This window comes from [Pseudopropionibacterium] massiliense (assembly GCF_900607225.1).
Lineage (GTDB): Bacteria > Actinomycetota > Actinomycetes > Propionibacteriales > Propionibacteriaceae > Arachnia > Arachnia massiliensis.
In genome coordinates, this window is sequence record NZ_LR027842.1 from 41359 (window position 1) to 61704 (window position 20346).

General features: G+C 67.6%; 18 protein-coding genes. 9 read left to right on the forward strand and 9 right to left on the reverse strand.

Going from position 1 to position 20346, the window contains the following annotated elements:
- Positions 1-57: 57 nt before the first annotated feature.
- The 8 genes from E0E39_RS00190 (at position 58) to E0E39_RS00220 (ending at position 10123) form a co-directional block, all read left to right on the forward strand.
- Positions 58-1092, forward strand: a complete 1035-nt coding sequence (locus tag E0E39_RS00190) for a peptidoglycan recognition protein family protein (protein WP_130872947.1) — start codon at positions 58-60, stop codon at positions 1090-1092.
- Positions 1093-1442: 350 nt separating this feature from the next.
- Positions 1443-2294: an NlpC/P60 family protein gene (locus E0E39_RS00195; protein WP_130872948.1), complete on the forward strand. Its 852-nt coding sequence runs from the start codon at positions 1443-1445 to the stop codon at positions 2292-2294.
- 131 nt (positions 2295-2425) lie between these two features.
- On the forward strand, positions 2426-2944 hold the full coding sequence (locus E0E39_RS15595; RefSeq protein ID WP_165444563.1) for a hypothetical protein: 519 nt from the start codon (positions 2426-2428) through the stop codon (positions 2942-2944).
- Positions 2945-3130: 186 nt separating this feature from the next.
- Positions 3131-4405 (forward strand): Mur ligase family protein, encoded by a 1275-nt coding sequence (locus E0E39_RS00200; protein WP_130872949.1) that lies wholly within the window; start codon positions 3131-3133, stop codon positions 4403-4405.
- Positions 4402-5118 (forward strand): type 1 glutamine amidotransferase, encoded by a 717-nt coding sequence (locus E0E39_RS00205; protein ID WP_130872950.1) that lies wholly within the window; start codon positions 4402-4404, stop codon positions 5116-5118. The genes E0E39_RS00200 and E0E39_RS00205 overlap by 4 nt, the downstream gene beginning before the upstream one ends.
- 444 nt (positions 5119-5562) lie before the next feature.
- Positions 5563-6063, forward strand: a complete 501-nt coding sequence (locus E0E39_RS00210; RefSeq protein ID WP_245988140.1) for a peptidoglycan-binding domain-containing protein — start codon at positions 5563-5565, stop codon at positions 6061-6063.
- Between the two features lie 109 nt (positions 6064-6172).
- A complete protein-coding gene (locus E0E39_RS00215; RefSeq protein WP_245988141.1) occupies positions 6173-6640 on the forward strand; it encodes a peptidoglycan-binding protein in 468 nt (155 codons plus the stop codon).
- 171 nt (positions 6641-6811) lie between these two features.
- Positions 6812-10123: a hypothetical protein gene (locus E0E39_RS00220; RefSeq protein ID WP_130872953.1), complete on the forward strand. Its 3312-nt coding sequence runs from the start codon at positions 6812-6814 to the stop codon at positions 10121-10123.
- A 131-nt stretch (positions 10124-10254) separates the two neighbouring features.
- Here E0E39_RS00220 and E0E39_RS00225 read toward each other — a convergent pair whose 3' ends face one another.
- The 3 genes from E0E39_RS00225 to E0E39_RS00230 form a co-directional block, all read right to left on the reverse strand.
- Positions 10255-11496, reverse strand: coding sequence for an MFS transporter (locus E0E39_RS00225; protein WP_165444564.1), 1242 nt, complete (start codon positions 11494-11496; stop codon positions 10255-10257).
- Positions 11493-11921, reverse strand: a complete 429-nt coding sequence (locus E0E39_RS15600) for a YchJ family protein (RefSeq protein WP_245988142.1) — start codon at positions 11919-11921, stop codon at positions 11493-11495. The genes E0E39_RS00225 and E0E39_RS15600 overlap by 4 nt, the downstream gene beginning before the upstream one ends.
- A gap of 273 nt (positions 11922-12194) precedes the next feature.
- Entirely contained in the window at positions 12195-12782 is a 588-nt protein-coding gene (locus tag E0E39_RS00230) for an LURP-one-related/scramblase family protein (RefSeq protein ID WP_130872955.1), read from the reverse strand.
- 82 nt (positions 12783-12864) lie between these two features.
- On the opposite strand from E0E39_RS00230, the gene E0E39_RS00235 reads away from it, so the two are divergent.
- The gene (locus tag E0E39_RS00235) at positions 12865-13317 is read left to right on the forward strand and encodes a DUF6301 family protein (protein ID WP_130872956.1); all 453 of its coding nucleotides are present in this window, start codon (positions 12865-12867) and stop codon (positions 13315-13317) included.
- A 126-nt stretch (positions 13318-13443) separates the two neighbouring features.
- Here E0E39_RS00235 and E0E39_RS00240 read toward each other — a convergent pair whose 3' ends face one another.
- The 6 genes from E0E39_RS00240 to E0E39_RS00265 all read right to left on the reverse strand — a co-directional run bounded on the left by E0E39_RS00240 (position 13444) and on the right by E0E39_RS00265 (position 20329).
- Positions 13444-14343, reverse strand: a complete 900-nt coding sequence (locus E0E39_RS00240) for a metallophosphoesterase (RefSeq protein ID WP_130872957.1) — start codon at positions 14341-14343, stop codon at positions 13444-13446.
- A complete protein-coding gene (locus E0E39_RS00245) occupies positions 14340-16715 on the reverse strand; it encodes a transglycosylase domain-containing protein (RefSeq protein WP_245988143.1) in 2376 nt (791 codons plus the stop codon). The genes E0E39_RS00240 and E0E39_RS00245 overlap by 4 nt, the downstream gene beginning before the upstream one ends.
- A 38-nt stretch (positions 16716-16753) precedes the next feature.
- Positions 16754-16888, reverse strand: coding sequence for a methionine/alanine import family NSS transporter small subunit (locus E0E39_RS00250; protein WP_130872958.1), 135 nt, complete (start codon positions 16886-16888; stop codon positions 16754-16756).
- Complete coding sequence (locus E0E39_RS00255) at positions 16885-18420, reverse strand: sodium-dependent transporter (protein WP_130872959.1); 1536 nt, start codon at positions 18418-18420, stop codon at positions 16885-16887. The genes E0E39_RS00250 and E0E39_RS00255 overlap by 4 nt, the downstream gene beginning before the upstream one ends.
- Positions 18421-18557: 137 nt before the next feature.
- Positions 18558-19175 (reverse strand): sugar transferase, encoded by a 618-nt coding sequence (locus E0E39_RS00260; protein WP_130872960.1) that lies wholly within the window; start codon positions 19173-19175, stop codon positions 18558-18560.
- Positions 19172-20329, reverse strand: coding sequence for a DegT/DnrJ/EryC1/StrS family aminotransferase (locus E0E39_RS00265; protein WP_245988144.1), 1158 nt, complete (start codon positions 20327-20329; stop codon positions 19172-19174). Before E0E39_RS00265 ends, E0E39_RS00260 begins: the two co-directional genes overlap by 4 nt.
- Positions 20330-20346 lie beyond the last annotated feature (17 nt).

Sequence of the window (20346 nt, forward strand, 5' to 3'; positions counted from 1 at the left end):
ACCGAACTCAGCTCGGAACCCCCGGTAGCGGGCCGAGCTGGAAGGAACTGATAGTCCATGCATTCAATCGATTCACATTCCACCGGTAGCGGATTGAGTCGTCGCGCGGTTCTACGGTCCGCATCTGTCCTGGGTCTGGCGGGTTTCGGGCTCATGGGTGCGGGGTCCCTGCCGGCCCACGCCGCTGATTTCGCCGACGACTTCCAGCAGGCGGTCAACTACGACGCGGGCCGTACCTTCGCATCCGGCGCAGCAGCCTCCTTGACGGGCATCGTCATCCACTGGTGGGGAGAACCCAACGGTCAGACGCATCAGGGCGTCGTCAACTACCTGGCTGGTGACAACGCAGCCGAGGTGTCGGCCCACTACGTGGTCAGCAGCGAGGGAATCACGCAGATCGTGGATCTGGGTGACACCGCCTACCATGCCGGCGTCTACTCCATCAACGCGCAGAGCATCGGCATCGAGTGCTCCCCCGAGATGGACGAGGGCACCCTGCAGCGGCTGCGCGGACTGATCCAGAACCTCAACGGACGCTTCGGCCCGCTCTGGCTCGAACCCCACAAGGCATTCGTCTCGACGGGTTGCCCGGGAACCTACGTGAGCAGGATCCAGGAGCTCAAGGTCCTGGCTGCAGGCTCCGCCGATCAGATTCCACCAACCCCCGGCGACCCGATGCCCGTCGCCCCGGAGCCGGATCCCGGCGGTGGCGGGAACGTGCCAGGGGACCCGGGCACTCCCCCCAGCTCGCTCCAGGTGGACGGCTGGTGGGGGGCCTCGACCACGAAGCTTCTCCAATCGGTCCTGGGAACCCCGGTCGACGGCGTGGTCTCGGGCCAGAGCAAGACCTGGCAGGCCAAGAACCCCGGCCTGGTCAGCGGCTGGGAGTGGGTCCCCGAGGCCTCCGCCACCGGCTCCGAGGTGATCCGTGCGGTCCAGCAGAAAGTGGGCGCCGAGGTCGACGGCCTGATCGGCCCGAACACGATCAAGGCCATCCAGAAGCACTTCGGCACCACCCAGGACGGGTGCTTCTCGGAACAGTCGTCCTGCATCATGGCGCTGCAGAAGAAGCTCAACAGCGGCACCTTCTGAATTGACGTCGCGGGGCGTGGGACCCGGAGCGGGCCCATGTCCCGGCCATTCCCGACCGACGGACCTCGTCGCACGGCTCCCGCGCGACGAGGTCCGTTGGTCGGAACAGCGTCCCCGTCACGACGTGCACCGCTGCCGTGGCGCCTTCCCGCCGAGGCAGGGGCGTCCTGATGAACCTTCCACCGGACCCACTCGATTTCGAGAGGGTTCCCCGTGGACCCTCGCCCCGTGGTGTTAGGCTCGCGGCAGCGTCGTGAAGTAATCGGCGTGGAAGCAGGGCTCGATTCTCTGGGGGAGGGACCTGATCCACCAGGGGTTCGGCCGTGATCTTGAGGTTGGAGGAGTCCGCCATGACGGTTGTGCGGTCACGATTATCGCGCAGGAATCTGCTCACCGCGGCTGTTCTCGGGGGCCCGGTCGCGGGCTGTCTGGGTGCGGCCACCCGGTTCGGTGCGCTACCGGCGGCGGCCGCCGCGTCGGGGCGGGACTTCCTGCAGGTGGTCACGAGCAAGGCAGGGTGCGCCTATGCCTCGGGCGGTTCGGGCCCGGATGCCTTTGACTGCCCGGGGTTGATCCACTGGGCCCTGGCGCAGCTCGGAATCTCCTTCCCGGAGGCCTCCGGCGAGCAGATCAACGCCTGCACGGTGATCGACCTCAACGAGGCGAAGAAAACACCGGGGGCACTCCTGTGGTTCCCCGGAACCATCGCCGTCTCCTGCGGCGACGGGGTGACCACCTTCGAGGCGCGCGACGAGAACAGCCTCGTCGGATACTTCACCACCGAACCGTCGGGCTCCAAGAGCTGGACCAACGGCGGCCTGATCCCGGCGCTCAGCTACGCCTCACCGCCCTCCACGGTGCTGACCGTCGACGGCTACTGGGGACCCAGCACCACCCGGCGTCTCCAGGAGGTGCTCAAAACCTCCGTCGACGGTCAGGTGTCGAGCCAGGCCATTTCCTGGAAGGCCAAGAATCCGGGACTGACCGGCGGATGGGAGTGGGTCCCCGACGACCAGGCGGCGGGATCACTGGTGATCACCGCGCTCCAGCAAAGGCTGGGAATCGAAGCGGACGGACTGGTCGGCACCGGCACCATCATGGCCCTCGAGAAGTACTGCGGCACACCCCAGGACGGGTACTTCGGGGAGGCCTCGGCCTGCATCAAGGAATTGCAGAAGAACCTCAACAGCGGCGTTCTCTGAACCGGTTCCCCGCACCGTCGAACCGACCTCAGGGATCGTTCCGGGAAAACTCAGGGGTGTGCAGCTCTGGTGTCGCCGCGGCCACGCGGCGACACTGGAACCCGGGGTCTCAGCGAAAAATGGAGGACGACATGAGCCAAGAGCAGCGTGACCAGCAGGCCCACGAGGCCGAGAACATCCAACCCGGGGATACCGGGGCTCCCGAGGGGGAGATCATTCCCGAGAAGACCGGGCAGGGCAGGACGGACAACGAAAGACTCGACGACGCCGCACTCAAGTTCATGGCGGACGCCGCCTACGCCGTCGCGGGGTTCGCCGGGCTCGTGGGCGAGAAGGCGAGGGCCTTCTACGACGAGCAGCGCGCCGAGTACGCAAAAACCCACCCGGACGTCGAATCGCCCGGCGCCAGGGAGTTCCTTGAGCAGCTCGGCAGTCAGCTGAACCGATTCGTCGACGAGATCGGCCGCAGTTTCCGCGAACTCAGCGACAAGGGTCGCGAGGTCATGAACACCACCGGATCCGGAACCCCCGAGGACGCCGGGAAGACCGAGAACACCCCGGTCGAGGAGACCGACCCCGAGAAGCCCCACGCGGAAGAACCCAACGGTGAGGAATACGGCGAGGAGTACACGCAACCCGAGAACAAGTAGCCACTCCCCGAAGCCGGTTGAGCCGGCCTGCGAGCGTCAGCGAGCGGGCCGTGTCGAAACCATGGTGAGGGTGTCCGGGGTCTTGTGGTCGGGTCTGTCTGTCGGCTGCGGGGTGGTTTCGACCCGGGCTGCTCGTTCCTCGCGGCCCGGCTCAACCGGCTTTGTCCTTTGGCTAGGATTCCCCTCATGCCTCGTCACACCATCAGCACCATGATCGGGAAGCTCGTCAAACAGGTGGCACGGCTCCGGGGCAGCGGCTCCGCGCTGCCCGGACTGGTGGTCGAGAGGATGGACCGCGGATACCTCAGGCGCACCCTGGAACCCCTCCCCGGTGGCGTCGTGCTCGTCTCGGGCACCAACGGCAAGACCACCACCACGAAGGTGGTCACCGAACTGCTGCAGGCCGTCGGGTACAAGGTGTTCACCAACCGCACCGGATCGAACTTCTCCCGCGGCGTCATCTCCGAGCTGCTGCCGCTGGTCAACTGGCGCGGCAGGCTCGACGCCGACATCGCCGTCCTGGAGCTCGACGAGGCCTGGGCCGTGCACTTCGTCCGCCAGGTCAAACCACGCATGAGCCTGTTCCTGAACGTGATGCGCGACCAGCTCGACCGGTTCGGCGAGATCGACACCGCCGCCGAGATGCTCGCCAAGAATGCCGAGGCCGCCACCGAGGCGGTGATCCTCAACCGCGACGACCCGCGCGTCTACCGCATCCGGGAACGCACCAGGGCCGAGGCCGTCTACTTCGGCACCACCGACGAGCTGCTGGCGCTGATGCCCACCGACGACACCCTCAAGGGCGGCCAGGCCCACGCCAACCACGAGGCCCACGCCGACGTGCTGCTCAAGGCTATCGACGGGCGGCGCGCAACCTACGAGATCGACGGCGCCGACCACGTCGTCGAGATGGGCCTGAACGGCGTCTACAACCTCATCAACGCCGCCGCCGCCCTGACCCTGGTGCGGCGGATCGTCGGCGATACGGTGCCCACGGAGAAACTCCTCGAGGCCCTCGGCAACGTGCGACCCGCGTTCGGCCGCGGCGAGACCATCACCTACAAGGGCGTCCCGATGGAACTGGTGCTGGTGAAGAACCCCAGCGGCTTCCGGCTGTCGCTGCTGTCCTTCGCCGACGGCAGGGCGGACAACATGATCGCCATCAACGACAACTACGCCGACGGCCGCGACATCAGCTGGCTGTGGGACGTCGACTTCACCCCCCTCGACTCCGTGGCCCTGGTCACCGGAACCCGCGCCGACGGGATGGCGCTGCGCCTGGCCTACGACGACGTTCCCGTCGGGGAGATCGAGGCCGACCTGCAACACGCCCTCGACCGTTTCGCCGCCCTCAACCCGGGCAAACCGAAACGCATCTACACCACCTACACCGCCATGACGGCGCTTCGAAAACTGATGTCCGGGCTGGCCCTCGGCCAGGATCAGGAGGCGGTGGCATGATCCGCATCGTCCAGCTCTACCCGCGCGACATGAACCTCTACGGCGACTGGGGCAACGCGCGCGTGCTCCAGAAACGCCTCGAATGGCGCGGAATCGACGCCGAGATCGTCGATCACAACCCAGGCGATGACACCGACCTCGGCTCCGGGGACATCTTCCTCGGCGGCGGCGGCCAGGACGCCGGGCAGGACAAGATCCAAGAGGACCTCCAACACCACACCGACGAACTTGCCCGCCTCGTCGAGGACGGCGCGCCGATGCTGCTGATCTGCGGCATGTACCAGCTGCTGGGCCGCACCTTCGTCACCGGCGAGGGAAAGACCATCACGGGCGCGGGCATCCTGCCGCTCGACACCCGCGCCGGCACCGACCGGCTGATCGGCAACGTCACCCTGGAATCCCCGGAGTTCGGGGAGGTCGTCGGATACGAGAACCACTCCGGCCGCACCTACGTCGACGACGGCCACGAGCCCCTCGGCAGGGTGCTGCGGGGCGCCGGCAACAACGGCGAGGACCAGCGGGAGGGGCTGCGGTACCGCAACGTGATCGGCACCTACCTGCACGGCCCGATCCTGCCCGCCAACCCGCAGGTCGCGGACTTCCTCATCACCAGGGCCCTCGAACGCCGAGGCATGCCGGCGGACCTGGCGTCGCTGCCCGTCGATGAGATCGCCGCGAAGGCCCACCACACCGCGAAGAGCCGTCCGCGCTAGTCGGTGTCCCGTCCTCGGGAATCGTGGTTGATGTGAAATTTTTTTCACTCCCGTGACGCGGATCTCGGAAGCGCGAGAAGCCGAGAAGAACCGGTGCAGATGGTTGAAGGTGACCCCCTCGTCGCTTATCGTTGATTCATGGAAAGTTGCAGGAGCGAACCCGACTTGCCGGGTCGCGACTGACCGAATCGTCCGACATCTCCCCGACGACCTGACGTCCGGGAGAACCGAAACCGGCTATTTGTATCCGTAACCACCAGAAATGCGCTCCGGTGCCCCTCGACGTGGACGAGGAACCCGCATCGGTCGCCGACACCCGTGAACCCCGGGTGTTTCCGATGGCGCCTGCTCCACTCGGAATCGAGAACCGCATCGATCGTTGGCGGTGGAGCGCGCCCGAAAACTGTGAGAAGAAGAATCGAAATGACCATTGAACGAGCTGGTATGTCACGTCGGCGTCTCTTGACCACCGCCGCGGTGGGTGTGCCCGCCATGGGTGTACTCGGAGCGGTGAACCTGCTCGGAGCACCCGCCGCGAAGGCGCAGACGGTGACCGTTGACGGCTGGTGGGGGGAGGCAACGACGAGCGGGCTCTGGAAGTTTCTCCGCTACGTCGTGTTCCCGCTCAGCTCCCTCAAACCCAACACCCACATCGTCTACCAGCCGGTCTCCCAAGCGGCGGCGAACCCCGGTCTGGGATCCGGGTGGGACTGGGTCCCCGATGACGAGGCAGAGTACAACGGTGGGTCACCCATCATCCGCATGATGCAATGGTGGCTGGGTATGGGGATCACCAACGGCAATGACTATGACGACGGCATGATCGGGCCCTACACCATCAGCGCCCTGCAGAACCACTACGGCTTGCCCGCGGATGGGGTCCTGGACGGTCCCTCCCCGACCATCGCTGCGCTCCAGAACGAGATCAACAAGTACCTCGGATGAAGCGGCCTGCGCAGGTATGGGGGAGGATGGCCGGTCTGGCCGCCTCGATCTCCGCCCCGGGCCTGCGCTTTCCAAACCCAGACCGAAAGCCGGGCGAAAAGGAATGATCATGAAACAACCCGGAATCTCCCGCCGACACCTACTGACCACCGCTGCGTTGGGTGTGCCCGCCATGGGCGTGCTCGGGGTGGTGAACCTGCTCGGGGCTCCCGCCGCGAACGCCCGTACCATCGTCGCCGACGGCTGGTGGGGCACCTCCACGACCAAGGCCCTGCAGGACTTCCTCGGTGTCCCTCCCACCGGCAGGGTGGACAGCCAGCCCGCTTCCTGGGCCGGGCCGAATCCCGGCCTGGCCGGCGGTTGGGAGTGGGTTCCCGACGATGCCGCGCAGGGTGCACAGGTGATCAGGTCCCTGCAATGGTACGTGGGTGTCGCCCAGGACGGCCTGATCGGCCCGGTCACCATCCGGGCGCTCCAGGCCAAGTTCGGGCAGACGCAGGACGGGATCCTGGACGGTCCTTCTCCGACCATCCGGGCACTGCAGAGCCACATCAGCGGCAGCGGCGTTCTGACCTGATCCCCGGCGGCGGTGAAACAGCGGTTGCGCAACAACTCGACGTGACGAATGCGTCTTCTCGGTCTCGACGCGGCGTTGAGTGTTGCGCAACCGTGTATTTCGCGCGGGTATCCCTCCTGTGGATTCGGGCCCGAGCCCCCGGGGCGGATGATCATCCGATAGCCTCGATGAGTGCCCTTGCCATCGTTGCCGGCCCTGAACCGCAGCCTGCCCGTCACGTCGCACTCCAGCCGGGTGCATCACGTGGTGGAGCTGGTTCGTGCGCACGCCGACGACCCGCGACTGCCCGTGCTGCTCAACGCGTTGGCGGGGAAATCCAGCTATCACGCCCTGCTGGCCGTGGAGGCCGCCCGGGCGCTGGACGACAGATCCCGGTTGAAGGAGCTCGCGAAACATCCCTCGCGGCGCGTTCGACTCCGGGCCGCGGCTCTGCTTCCCCTCAGGACAACGGACCCGACGGCCTTCGCCACCGACTACGCGACCCGGCCGGTCGCGGAGCGACGACGTCTTCGCCGGCGGATCATCGACGAGGGCCATCGCGAGCTGGCCTCGGCACTGCTGAAGGCGCCCCTACCCGACCGGGAACGCGCCGGGATGCTGATCGCCTGCGATCCCGGGACCATCACGGATCACCTCCCCGAGCTGGGCGACCTGGTACCGAACCTGGCCGCCCTGGCCCATCGGCATCCCGACGTGGTGCTCACCGAGGCACGTAGGCGCCTCGACGGTGCCCCCGCCGATCGTCGCGCCACCATCTGGCGGTGGATCGCGCCCGCCGCTCGTCACCTGGCCCGAGCCAGACCGCGGGAACTCGCGCTCCTGGTGGCCGCGGCGGAGGCATCGCGGGGGCTTCCGCCGGTGTTCCGCGACGTCGCGGGATCACTGCTGGCCGCAGCCCCCGACGAGATGTCCCAGCTCCTGGCCGTCACCCCCACCAGCCACTTCTCGGGTGGGCACGGACTCGGCGGATGCATCCGCCGGCATTTCCGGGAGCTGACCCGCGAACAGCGAACCCGTGTCCTGCGTGCCGCGTGCGGAGACGAACGACAGGTCGTCGATCTCCTCCGGGGCCTGCCGCCCGGCGAACGGGCCCGGGCCTTCGCCGACGCCCACGAGGGAGTCGAGCTGCGCGACCGGGACTGGAGCGAGGAGATGCTCGACGTCCTGCCCCGGGAACTGCGGGAGACGGAGGCGGCCCGGATGGCGGGGTTGCCCGTCAACCAGGGACGGGAGGGGCAGCTGCGGTTGGCCGCCCATCTCGCCCCCGAACAGGCCCTCGCCGTCGCCGAACCCTGCCTGAACTCCAGCGACGCCGAGGAACGCGGCGCGGCCTGGCACGCGATCCTCGCGTCCGCGCTGCGCAGTCGCGATCCGCGGGCGGTCGTGGTGGCCTTCGCGCGCATCGAGATCCTGGCCACCGAACAGGACCCGGTGCGGCACGCGGCAACGGCCGCCCTGGCGGTCGCCAGCGGGCAACTCCTGGATCTGATCCCCACCGAACGCCTGGAAAAGCTGACGGACGCCCTGGTCGGCGCCCGCGACACCTCGTCCGAGACCTTCGCGAACCTGCAGGGCGCGCTCTGGCGGTTGCTGATCCACCGCGCCCAGCTGGGAGCGCCGGTGCAGGAGCAGGTGGAGCTGCTGACCCGGCTTCCCCAGTCCTGCTCCGGCCTCGCGCTCGCGGCCACCGGCCGGGTGCTGGCTGCAAACCCGATCCTGCCCATCCCGGTCGTTGCCGCGAAAACCCTGGCGCGAGGGTTCGCCCAGACCCTCAGAACCGAGGCCGACCGCGGCGAGTACGATCAGGCGAACTGCCTGGCCGTGATCCTCGGTCGCGAACGCCAGGACCTGCCGGAGATCACCGGAATCATGCGTCGGGCCATCAGATCCCACGATCCTCGCACCATCGACCGCGCGATCCTGACCTGGTTGGCGGCCCCGCGGACCCGCAGCGAACGGCTCGCGGGGCTGTTGAAGCTCGACCCCTCGTTCGCGACCCTCGAACACGTCCAGGAACACATCTGCCGTCACCGCCCCGACCTGGCCGGGATCCTGTACCGGAAGATCCCGATATCCGGGCGGCTGCACGACGAAACCCCCTACGTCGGGATCGCACCCGGGCCCTTCGACGGCTGGCTGCCCGAGCAGAGCCGCTCCTACGCGCAGGCCCTGGCACGTTTCGTCGACGACACCACCCAGGACCGGTGGCAGCGGCTGGCCGCCGTGAAGGTGCTGGGACGGCTTCCCTGGATCACCCCCGAGGCCCTCGAACCGGACAGCCCGGAAATCGGGATCCGGGAGGCGCAGCTGACCGCGGCGTTCCGCTCTCCCGCGGTGGAGTGGTCGCTGACGGACTTCCTGACGGTCCTGGACACCGATCTCGCCCCGGCCGCGATGCGCGCCGCGACCCGTGTCGTCGACGAACTGTCGCCCGCTGCGACCACCGAGGCCCTGATGGTCGTCGCCACCGACCAGTGGCGGAAGGTGAGCGTCCGCACGCAGGCCGTGCGGCAGGTGGCGCGCCTGCATCGCCCCGAGGCCGCCGAGATGCTGGTGGACCTGGCCATGGACGTCACCGTTCATCGTGACGTCCGGTTCGCGGCGACCACGGGCCTGATCGACCTTCTCGACGACGAATGGGCGTGGGAGGCGCTGTCCGATGCGGCCGCCGGTGGCCGCGAGGCCGCTCTCGTGCTGGCCGGCATCACCCCGGCACGGATGTCGGTCAGGCACCGGGCACGATTCGGGGAGATCCTCGCGAAGGCGTCACCGGAACCGGCACTGGTCAGGGCCCTGCCCAGGTGGAGTTTCTGGACCCCGAAGGTGGCCGGGCGAATCCTCGAACTGCTCTCCTCGAAGGAACTTCCCGTCCGGCAGGCGGCGGTGTGGGCATTGGGGAGTGCGGGATCCGGGTTGCGGTGGGGCATGCTGCTGGTGGTGGTGGCCGGGATCGCGGCGGCAGCGGCCGATGAACCGGTCGACTCCACGGAGGAGCTGCCCAACCAACGCCTGCTGGAGGACGTGATCGTCGCGCTTCTGCCGGAGAACCCCCGGGCACGAATGGAGCAGCGCGACCGGCTGAAGGAATTGGCCGCGGCCCTGGCGGAGTTCCCGCACACGGCCCGGCAACGCTGGCAGGTGCTGCTTGCGGCCATCGACTGGGACGACCCGCTGACCGATCTGAACGATCTCGCCGAGGTCGTCGCCGATCCGATGCGGGCCCGCGAACTCCTCGAACTCACCGAGGAGACACTCGAAGAGCTGCGCGAGGCGCGACTGCACGTCGATTTCACCGCCGTCACCGACGACCTGCTGGCCCACGGCGACGCGGTCACCGGAGCGATCGCCCTGGCGATGCTGGAACACGCGGGCGACCAGACGGGCTGGGACGACACCTGGCGCGCCCGGCTGCGAACCGCCCGCTCCCACCCGGTGCCGGCCGTCGCATCCTGGGCCCGGGAGATCCGTGTCGAGTCTTGGTAGCCGCCTCGTCCCGACCACGCGGCCCTCGACGTCGTTATGTCATTTGGAAAGGTTCTGTCGAGATCGTGAAAGATTTTGTGGCGTGTACGGTACAAAATCTTTCCAAATGACATAACGACGGGCGGGCGGGGTCAGTTGTTGGCTCGTGGGGTCGTCGGGGTGGGTGGCCAGACCAACAGCGCCCACAGCTGCGCGATCCCCGACAGCAGCAGCACCCCGGCGCACGCGAGGGCCAGCAGAGCGGGGGAGACGTGCGGAAGAAGCAGCCCGCAGGCCCAGATGAGGACGAACCCTCCCGCCAGCTCGCTCGAACTGGAAACCGCCATGGCGCGGCCCAGGAAGCGCTTCGGCAGCACCTTCACGCACCCGACGAACCAGAGGTTCATCGCCATCCCCAACGCGATGGCCGCCAGGAAGAACCCGGCGACCACCACCGCACCGGGCAGGCCGAGACCCGGCGGGAGAAAAGCGACGGCGGCCGCCGCGGAACAGACGGAGGAGACCAGCAGCGGCCTCGAATCGGGAACCCAGCGGGTCGCGACACCACCCACCAGCAGGCCTGCGACATGGGCGGTGGAGAACATCGCCCAGCCGGCGGCGCCGCCGTAGCCGCGGGCGGCCAGCACGGGCCCGAGCAGCTGATAACCGGAGAGCCACGCGCCAGCCGCGAGGAAACCACAGACGGCGCAGGCCATCAGCCACGGCGAGCCTCGCAGAAGCGCACGAAACCCCCCGGCGGAAACCCCGGCATCCGGTTCGCCCCCACCACCGCCGGTAGGACCGGCCCCCTTCCCGACCGCCTGCAGGAGCGCCGCGGAGAGCAGGAAGGTCGCCGCGTCGACCAGGACGGCCACCTCGGCGGAGACCACGCTGATCAGGACACCGGCGACGGCCGGCGAGGCGATCCGCGCCAGATTGACCAGCGTCGCCTGAGTCGCGACGCCCTTGGTCAACTCCCCGCCCTCGACGACCTCGGCGATCATCCGCCGCGACGACGGAAGGGTCAGGGAGGACAACGCCTCCCCCAGGAACAACAAACCGCCGATCACGACGATGCTCGACCTGGCGTGCAGCAGGCCCACCCAGAGCAGGACCTGCACCACACCCGCCAGGCACCGCAGCACCTGGGTGGTGCGGATCGGGCTGCGTCCCCGGTCCGCCAGGACACCCCCCGCGAGGGTCATCACCACCGGGGCCAGCGCACCCACCGCCAGAACGGCCGAGAACTTCGCCACCCCGTCGCGGTCACCCAGCAGCGCGAAGGCCACCGCGATGGGGGCGATGCCGCTGCCGAACGCGTTGAGCGCCTGCGCCACCGAGACGAGCAGCACCTGCCTCGTGCGGGACCCGGTGGGGCCGGCCGGAAGGTTCACGCCCTCTCGTGTGCCTCGGGGGTGTGGTGGCCTGCGGTGTGGGGGATGCCGTTGACGTAGAACCAGTGGCCGTCCACCTGGAGGAAGGAGCTGACCTCCCGCATGGTGCCGGTCTGGTCGCCTTCCTCCCAGGTGGCGGAGAATGCGACCATTCCCTCCTCGTCCCAGGCCTTGCCCGCTCCGCTGTGTTCGATGGTCAGGCCGGTCCAGCGGAGTTCGGGTTCGGGGTCGATTGATTCGGGGCGGGTGTTGGGGTGCCAGGTTTCCAGCAGGTAGTCCGTGAGTCCCAGTGCGTAGGCGCTGTATCGCGATCGCGTGAGGGCGACTGCGGTGGCCGCGGGTCGACTGCCGTCGTGGAGGGGGCCGCAGCAGGTCTTGTAGGGGCGACCGGTGTCGCAGGGGCAGGTGTCGGGGGGAGCACTCACGAACCCAGTATGTCGCGTATCGGTCAATAAAGCTCAATCGACGTCGTCAATTGGGAAACGACGAGATCGGGAGAGGGCAGTTGGGTGAGTCGTCCTGCTCGCTCTGCGAATGGGTCGTGTCGATGGTGGTTGAGCCGGCCTGCGAGCGTCAGCGAGTGGGGCGTGTCGAAACCTCGTGCGGGTGTCCGGGGACTTGTGGTCGGGTGCGGGGTGGTTTCGACTCGGGCTGCTCCTTCGTCGCGGCCCGGCTCAACCAGCTTCGGGAAGAGGCGTTCACGTGTTGTTGTTGGTCGCGGAATCGGAGTCCTTGGCGCGCATCAGGTCCAGGGCGATCATGCCGCCGAGAATTGCCAGCCGCCGGTCCGGGGATGTGCCGGCCGGGTAGTACAGGGCGTACCGGTCGTGGCCGAACAGCGCCTTGGCGAAGCCCGCCCGCTCCCGGCTGGCCTGCGCGACGACCCCGCCGCCGTTCGCGTCGACCACATCGAACTCGCGGCTGAGGAAATCCCCCTCCACCATGAACTCCTCCCCGGTGCTGAGCGCGATGGAGAACCTGCGGGAGAAGAATCCCATCTTCCTGGTGACGGTGGCCAGCATGGAACCGTCACCCCGCACGATCTCGTAGGTGTCCCGCCAGAAGTCACGAACGTCACTGACGTGCGCCAACCGCCTGCCGTCGGCATCCAGCACGTCGAACTCGCGAGGCCCCAGGAAGAACCGGCGGGCACCGCCCTCCGTGCCACCCACCGTGCCGACGACCCGTTCCCGGTCATCGAGGATGTCGAATTCGGCGGAGAAGCCGCTACGGATCTGCTGCAGGACGAGTAGATCCTGATCCAGGAGACCTACGTGACCGCTCATGATTCAAGGGTAGGAGACCGGGGGTTCAGGATAGGCTGACGGTGGGGGGCAGTGCGATTGCCGTTTGATCCGAGGAGGGGTCGTGAATCCGCTGAGTGCCGAAGACTTCGTCACATGGGCCGATCAGCTCGCGAAGCTGCCCTGGCCGTTGACCCTCGACGCCTTCCACACGTCAGCCGTCGATTTCGGATGGTCGCCCACCGACAGACCTTGGGAGTTCGTCGTGGACTTCTCGAACGGATCGAGGCGGATGGTGCTGTTTGGGGGCAGATCGGGGGGAATTCACAACATGTCCTTCCCCCTGGCTGATCCCGAGGGCGAATCCGCGGAAGGAGCCGCGAGGTTGAACGAGCTGTTCCTCTCCTACGAGACCACCGGGACGCAGGCGTGGGGAAGGCCGTTCTACACCGATCCCTGCGAGGATCCCACCGTCGCTTGGCGGTTGCCCAACCACACCGTCGCCGAGATCGTCGGCGGTTCCGACCTGATCCTCTCGACCTTCTTCACACCCCAGGGATCGTTCATCTACGGATGAGCCGAGCCCCGCGGGTCGTGTCTGCTTTTCGGGTGCGGGGTGGTTTCGACTCGGGCTGCTCCTTCGTCGCGGCCCGGCTCAACCGGCTTCGGGTAATGCGTCGTGGCCCGGGGCGGGTGGTTTTGGTCAGCGCGCCACCAGGGTCAGGATCGTGACCTCCGGAGGGCAGGCGAAACGGTACGGGGCGAACGGGGAGGTACCGACACCGGCGGAGACGTGCAACCAGGCGTGATGCCCCTCGACCCGGTGCTCCGACAGGCCCTTGGCGCGGTCCGTCGGGAGGTCACAGTTGGTGATCAACGCCCCGTGGCCGGGAACGCACACCTGACCGCCGTGGGTGTGGCCCGCGAGGATCAGCTCCACCCCGTCGGCGGTCATGGCGTCCAGGATGCGGCGGTACGGGGCGTGTGTGACACCCAGGCTGAGATCCACACCCTCACTGGGAGGGCCGACGACGGCAGGATAGTGGTCCAGGTCGTGGTGGGCGTCGTCGGTGCCCCGCAGCTCGATGCGGTACCCACCCGCCTCGACGACGGCGCGGCGGTCGTTCAGGTCATGCCAGGCCCCGCTGCGGGTCAGGACCGCCCGCAGCTGGTCGGTGGCCAGCCGCTCCGGCGCCTCCGAAACCTCGGAACGCCCCCGGGTGATGTAGCGCAGCGGGCTCTTGAACTCCGGTTTGTGGTAGTCGTTGGAGCCGAAGACGAACCCCCCCGGCACCTCCTGCAACCGACCCAGCGCCGACACCAACGGCCGCGTCGCGGCGTCGCTGGCGATGTTGTCGCCCGTGTTGATCACCAGGTCGGGTTCCAGGTCCGCCAACGACCGCAGGAAGTTCAGTTTCAGCTGCTGTCCCGGCAGCAGGTGGATGTCGCTGACATGCAGTATCCGCAGCTCGGACCCACCCGCGGGCAGCACCGGAACCGTCACGTGCCGCACCCGGAACCGGGTGGCCTCCACCATCCCCCAGGCGAAGCAGCCCGCCGCCGCCGCGGCGAGCCCCTTCGCCACCGTGAAGGCCTTGATCACCGTTCACCCTCCGGGGTGGCGGGAGCGCTGGGCTGTGCCTGCCCGGGAGCGACCGTCGGGTTGTTCGTCGGCATGGGTCCCTTGGAGTAGACCATCTGGATCGTGGAATACTTCGCCGCCCTGCTGTTGGGGGCCACCTTGCCCAGGTAGGTCCCGGCCGGCTGGGGGCTGAACTGTTCCAGCCTGCCGACGCTGAAGCCCTCGGCCTCGAGTGCCTGCCGTGCCTGCTCCTCGGTCATGCCCGTGACGTTCGGCACCGGGACCTTCTCGCCCTCCAGAATCCGCCTGTCCGGTTCCTGGAAGTTGCTCGCGGGGACGTCCTTGAGGGCCGCGGACATCGCGGACTTCCAGATTCCGCCTGCATCTCGGCCGCCCGAACCCTCCAGGATCTTCCCCGTCGACATTCGCATCCTGTCGATCGATTTCACGTCCTTGCCCTTGAAACGAGAGCTGGTGACGTCTGCCGCGATGTAGGCCACGCCCGCCATGTCGGGGGTGTAGCCGGCGAACCACACGCTCTGGGCCTCGTTGGTGGTTCCGGTCTTGCCCGCCTGGGGTCTGCCGTCCGGCATGCGCGCCGGGGTGCCCGTGCCCGGGGGGTTCATGACCGTCGACAGCACGCTGTTGACGCCGTCGGCCACCTCCGGGCTGATCACCTGCTTGCAGTCGGCCGACGGGATCTCGACCTCGGTGCCGTCCTTGGTCTGCACGCTCTGCAGGATGATCGGGTTGCAGTGCACGCCCCGGGCCGCGAACGTGGCGTAGGCCTCCGCCATCGACAGGGGAGTCACCTCCGCGACACCGAGCACCCACGACGGGTAATCCGCCATGCTGCGCATGTCGGTGCCGTTGGCGAGTTTCACGCCGAGCTTCTGCGCCGTGTCGATGGAGGCGCAGATGCCGACCTTGGCCTCCAGCTGGACGAAATAGGTGTTCACGGACTTCTGGGTGGCCTCCAGCATGTTGATGTTGCCGTGGTCACCGTCGTAGTTCTTCGGGTCGTAGTATCCCGTGTACGTGAACGGTCCCTCGCAGTTCTTGAACTTCATCCCGTGGAACTGAATATTCGACTTGGACTCGAAGGAGGTGCTGGTCGGGACGCCCTGTTCCAGGGCGGTGGCGATCACGAAGGGCTTGAACGTCGAGCCTGCCTGGAAACCTCCGACGCCGCCAAAGGCGTCGGGGGCATTGCTGTTCAGCCAGGTCTGGCCCTCGCCGTCGCCCAGTTTCGTGCGGCTCTGGGCCATGGCGGTGATCAGGCCGGTGCCGGGCTGGATCAGCACCGATCCCCCCCAGACCGGGTCGGTGGCGCCGACCGTGCTGGCGACGGCCTCCTCGGCGGCCTGCTGGGCCTTCGGGTCGATGAGGGTCTTGATGGTCAGGCCGCCGCGGTTGAGCCGGTCGTTCCTCTCCTCCGGGGTGGATCCCAGCGATGGCATCTGGTCGGAGATCAGGACGCGCCTCACGTACTCGCAGAGGATCTGGAACTGGGATGCGGTGCAGCCGTTCGGGGTGGTCTGCAGGTTGGAGGTGTCGAAACCCTCCTGCATGGCGGCGTCCGCCTCCTCCTGTGTGATGGCGCGCACCTCGTCGGAGGCCATCCGTTTCAGCACCTGGTTGCGGCGCTCGATGGCCTTCTCGGGGTTCTGGACGGGGTTGAAGGCGACGGGGTTCTGGACGATGCCGGCGAGCATCGCGGACTGGGCGAGGGTCAGGTCCTTGGCGGTGGTGTTCCAGTAGTGGTGGGCGGCCGCCTCGACCCCGTAGGCACCGTCGCCGTAGTAGGCGATGTTCAGGTAGCGTTCCAGGATCTCGTTCTTGCTGAGGCGCTCCTCGACCGCCATGGCGTAGCGCATCTCCCGGATCTTGCGTTCGATGCTGACGGCCTGCGCGGCCGCGGCCGCCTCCTTGTCGCCGCGGGCAAGGGCCGTCTCGATCTGCACCTGTTTCACGTACTGCTGGGTGAGGGTGGACGCGCCCTGGGTGGAGCCGCTGAGGGTCCGGATGATCGCACGTCCCAGCCCCTGGATGTCGATGGCGCCGTGCTCGTAGAACCGATGATCCTCGATGGCGATCTGCGCCTTCTGCATCAGCGGGGAGATGTCGTCGAGGGCGACATAGGTGCGGTTCTCCGCGAAGAACGTGGCCAACTCCGAGTCGTCAGCCATCAGGATCCTGGACTTCTGCGACTGCGGCGGGGTCTCGAACTCCGCCGGCAGGTACTGCATGCTGTCGGACGTGGCCTTGGCGAGGCCGCTCGCGAGGGCGACGAAAGGCACGGCCAGACCCGAGAGCAGGAGTCCGCACAGTACGCTGATGGCCAGGAACATGGCTACGGATTTGCCCTTGCTTCTGGGCGCGCGCGTCTTCATGGCCCAAAGTGTACGTGAGGTTCGTGACAGGCCACCGGTCACACCTCCTGAGGGATCTCGTCGTCCAGGGCCGACAGGTCCGGGCGGCGGAACAGGTTGATGGCCGCCACCCCCAAGCCACCCCACAGGGTGAGGATGGCGATACCCATCATGATGACGGCTGATGCGTTCATTCGGAAACCTCGTGCTCGTTGTTCTGCTCGTCGAAATCGGTGCGGATGTTGCGACGCCACGGGAACAGTGTCAGGACCACCGCGATGATGATCAGCGTCGCGGACATGCCCCAGCCGAAGATCACCAGCAGGTGCTGCGGATAGTTCTCGTAGGGTTCTCCGAGCTTGCCGATGAAGTCGTTGATCAGCATGTAGCCGAGCACCAGGGGGGCGACCACGCCGACCAGCGCCATCCAGCCCCGGCCCACCTTGAAACTGGAGAACCGGTTGAGGTGGTCGCGCAGCACCGGGAGTTTGCGCACGAGCCACACCGTCGCGATGATGCACGCCAGGGCCCCGCCGAGGATGCCGTACTTGTTGACGAACTCGTCGGTGATGTCGAGGAAGTACAACCCCGTGGTGGTCGACAGCAGAAGGACGGACAGGAGCATCATCGGGATGCCGATCACCAGGGTGGCCCACACCTTGGGGATGCCCAGCTTGTCACGCACCGCGGAGACGACCACCTCGACGATGCTCAGCAGCGATGTCAGTCCCGCCACCGTCAGGGAGGCGAAGAACAGCACACCCATCAGCGAGCCGAAGGGGGCCTGGGAGATGATCGTCGGGAAGGCGACGAAGGCCAGGGTGATGCCTTGGCCGGCGACGTCGGAGACCCCCTGGCCCGTCTGCCCGGCCATGAAACCCAGCGCGGCGAAGACACCGATGCCGGCCAGCAGCTCGAAACCGGAGTTGGCGAAGCCGACGACCAGGCCGGAGCCGGTCAGGTCGGTGCGGCGCTTCAGGTAGGAGGAGTAGGTCAGCATGATGCCGAACCCGACCGACAGCGAGTAGAAGATCTGCCCGAAGGCCGCCGCCCACACCGCGGGATCGCCGAGCGCGCCCCACTCGGGGGTGAACAGGGCGTCCAGCCCCGTGGCCGCGCCGGGCAGGAACAGCGACTGCACCACCAGGATCAGGAACATCACCACCAGCAGCGGCATGAAGATCTTGTTCACCATCGCCAGGCCCTTGTTCACGCCCAGCGCGACGGTGATCAGCGTGACCGCCCACACCACCAGGATCGGGACGAGCAGCGACCACACGAAGTCGAACCCGACCCCCGGGGCCTCCGCGACGTGCAGGAAGTCCTGCATCAGGAAGGTCCTCGGGTCGGCCCCCCACGCCTGGTCGATGCTGAAAAGGGTGTACATCCCGGCCCAGCCGATGATGGCCGCGTAGTAGATCGCGATCATGAAGCAGACCATCACCTGCCACCAGCCGAGGCTCTCCGTCCAGCGCCCCATCCGCCGCAGCGCCAGCGGCGCCGAGCCGCGGTAGCGGTGCCCGAGGGCGTAGTCGAAGAACAGCAGGGGGATACCCACCGCCAGCAGCGCGATCAGGTAGGGAAGGATGAAGGCCCCGCCGCCGTTCTTGAACACGACGTACGGGAAGCGCCAGATGTTGCCCAGTCCGACGGCCGACCCGATGGCCGCCAGGATGAAGTAGCTGCGGGAGTTGAAGCTCTCCTGCTTGGGCGCACGCTTGTCCATTGAATTCAGCTCCGAGGGTTTTGCGAGGCTCCACGGCCGGGCGGTGCCCCCAGGGCAGCGGAACCTTCACGACGAACGCTTCAACCTAGTACGACCGGGGTGTGAAAGGGAAAAATGTCCACGAAATGGGCGATTCGTCAGACCTCCACGTCCGGGGCGCCCTCGAAGTCGGTCATGGCCACCTGTCCCTCCTCGGTGATGCCCTCGCGTGTGAGCACCACCTTGAAGGTGTCCAGGACGATGCGGCAGTCGAGGGCGAAGGAACGGGTGTCGACGTAGCGCACGTCCCAGGCCAGGCGTTCCGCCCACGGCATCGCGTTGCGGCCCTTGACCTGCGCCAGACCCGTCACCCCGGGGCGCACCTCGTGACGGCGGGCCTGGCGGGCCGTGTACAGCGGCAGGTACTCCGGCAGCAGGGGCCTGGGGCCCACGATCGACATGTCGCCCTTGAGGACGTTGAACAGCTCGGGGAGTTCGTCGAGGCTGGTGGAGCGCAGCCACGAACCGAACGGGGTGATGCGGTCCTCGTCGCTGACGAGATCCTCGGTGATGTCCCGCATCGTGCGGAACTTGTACATCGTGAACATGCGACCGCTCCTGCCCGGCCTCTGCTGCGTGAACAGCACCGGGGATCCCAGGTTGATGCGCACCAGCAGGGCCACCACCAGCTGGATCGGGGAGGTCAGGATCAGCGCCAGGCCCGCCACCAGGATGTCGATGGCCCGTTTGGCGACGTCGTAGGGGCGGCGTCTCATCGGGACCGTCCGATGACGGCGCGCAGCCGGTCGGCGACACGCTCCATCGCCGCGTTGCCGAGGGCCGATCCGCTCGGCAGGGAGACGCCGTTGGCGAACAGGTGCTCGGAGTTGCCGTTGACGTAGGCGTCGAGGTGCTGGAACACCGGCTGCAGGTGCATCGGTTTCCACAGCGGCCGCGACTCGATGTCGTCGTCGGCCAGGGCCTTGATCACGTCGTCGCGGGAGAAACCCGCGACCCGCGGGTCGATGACGACCGAGGTCAGCCAGAAGTTGTCGTGGTCGCCCTGACCGATCGGGTGCTCGGAACCGTCGGGCTGCCCGAAGAACCTGACGCCCGGGACCCCGTCGAACAGGGCGCGGTAGAACAGGCGGTGCTGGCGGCGGCGCTCCAGCATCCCCGGCAGCCGTTCCAGCTGGGAACGGCCCAGCGCCGCCAGCAGGTTCGACATGCGGTAGTTGTAGCCGATGTCCTTGTGCTCGTAGTGCAGCACCGGTTGACGGGCCTGGGTGGCGAGGTAACGGATGTGGGCGGCGTGCTCCGGGTCGTCGGTGAGCACCGCGCCACCGCCCGAGGTGGTCATCACCTTGTTGCCGTTGAAGGACACGGCCGCCAGGTCCCCGTAGGCCGCGGCGGGCCGCCCCCTGTGAACCGCGCCCAGCGATTCGGCGGCGTCGCTGAGGACACGCAGCCCGAACTCGTCGGCCACCGACCTGAGACCCTCCTGGTCGACGACGTGCCCCAGCAGGTCGACGGGAACGATCGCGACGACGTTGCGTCCCCTGTCCCGCTGCTCGGCGACGGCCCTGCGGGTCAGTTCCACGTCGATGTCGCCCTCGGGGGTGGAGTCCACCAGCACCGGGGTGGCGCCCGTGTAGAGGATCGCGTTGGTGGTGGCGGCGAACGTCATCGATGCGGTGATCACCACGTCCCCCGGTTTGAAGCCCAGGGTGAGGCCCGCCAGGTGCAGGGCCGCGGTGCCGGAGGACAGGACGACGGCGTGCTCGCGGTCGCAGTAGGCGGCCAGTTCCGTCTCGAACGCGTCCACCTCCGGGCCCAGCGGCGCGATCCAGCCCCCCGCGAAGGCGCGGGACAGCGCCTCCTGTTCCAGGGAGGTCATGTCGGGTGGGGAGAGGAAGATGCGTTCGGTCACGGGCCGAGGATACCTTT

Coding starts and splice junctions, on each gene's coding strand:
- E0E39_RS00190 (WP_130872947.1), top strand. CDS start 58: ATGCATTCAATCGATTCACATTCCACCGGTAGCGGATTGAGTCGTCGC.
- E0E39_RS00255 (WP_130872959.1), bottom strand. CDS start 18,420: ATGGACAAGCGTGCGCCCAAGCAGGAGAGCTTCAACTCCCGCAGCTAC.
- E0E39_RS00195 (WP_130872948.1), top strand. CDS start 1,443: ATGACGGTTGTGCGGTCACGATTATCGCGCAGGAATCTGCTCACCGCG.
- E0E39_RS00260 (WP_130872960.1), bottom strand. CDS start 19,175: ATGAGACGCCGCCCCTACGACGTCGCCAAACGGGCCATCGACATCCTG.
- E0E39_RS00210 (WP_245988140.1), top strand. CDS start 5,563: ATGTCACGTCGGCGTCTCTTGACCACCGCCGCGGTGGGTGTGCCCGCC.
- E0E39_RS00215 (WP_245988141.1), top strand. CDS start 6,173: ATGAAACAACCCGGAATCTCCCGCCGACACCTACTGACCACCGCTGCG.
- E0E39_RS00200 (WP_130872949.1), top strand. CDS start 3,131: ATGCCTCGTCACACCATCAGCACCATGATCGGGAAGCTCGTCAAACAG.
- E0E39_RS00245 (WP_245988143.1), bottom strand. CDS start 16,715: ATGAAGACGCGCGCGCCCAGAAGCAAGGGCAAATCCGTAGCCATGTTC.
- E0E39_RS00250 (WP_130872958.1), bottom strand. CDS start 16,888: ATGAACGCATCAGCCGTCATCATGATGGGTATCGCCATCCTCACCCTG.
- E0E39_RS00230 (WP_130872955.1), bottom strand. CDS start 12,782: ATGAGCGGTCACGTAGGTCTCCTGGATCAGGATCTACTCGTCCTGCAG.
- E0E39_RS00205 (WP_130872950.1), top strand. CDS start 4,402: ATGATCCGCATCGTCCAGCTCTACCCGCGCGACATGAACCTCTACGGC.
- E0E39_RS15595 (WP_165444563.1), top strand. CDS start 2,426: ATGAGCCAAGAGCAGCGTGACCAGCAGGCCCACGAGGCCGAGAACATC.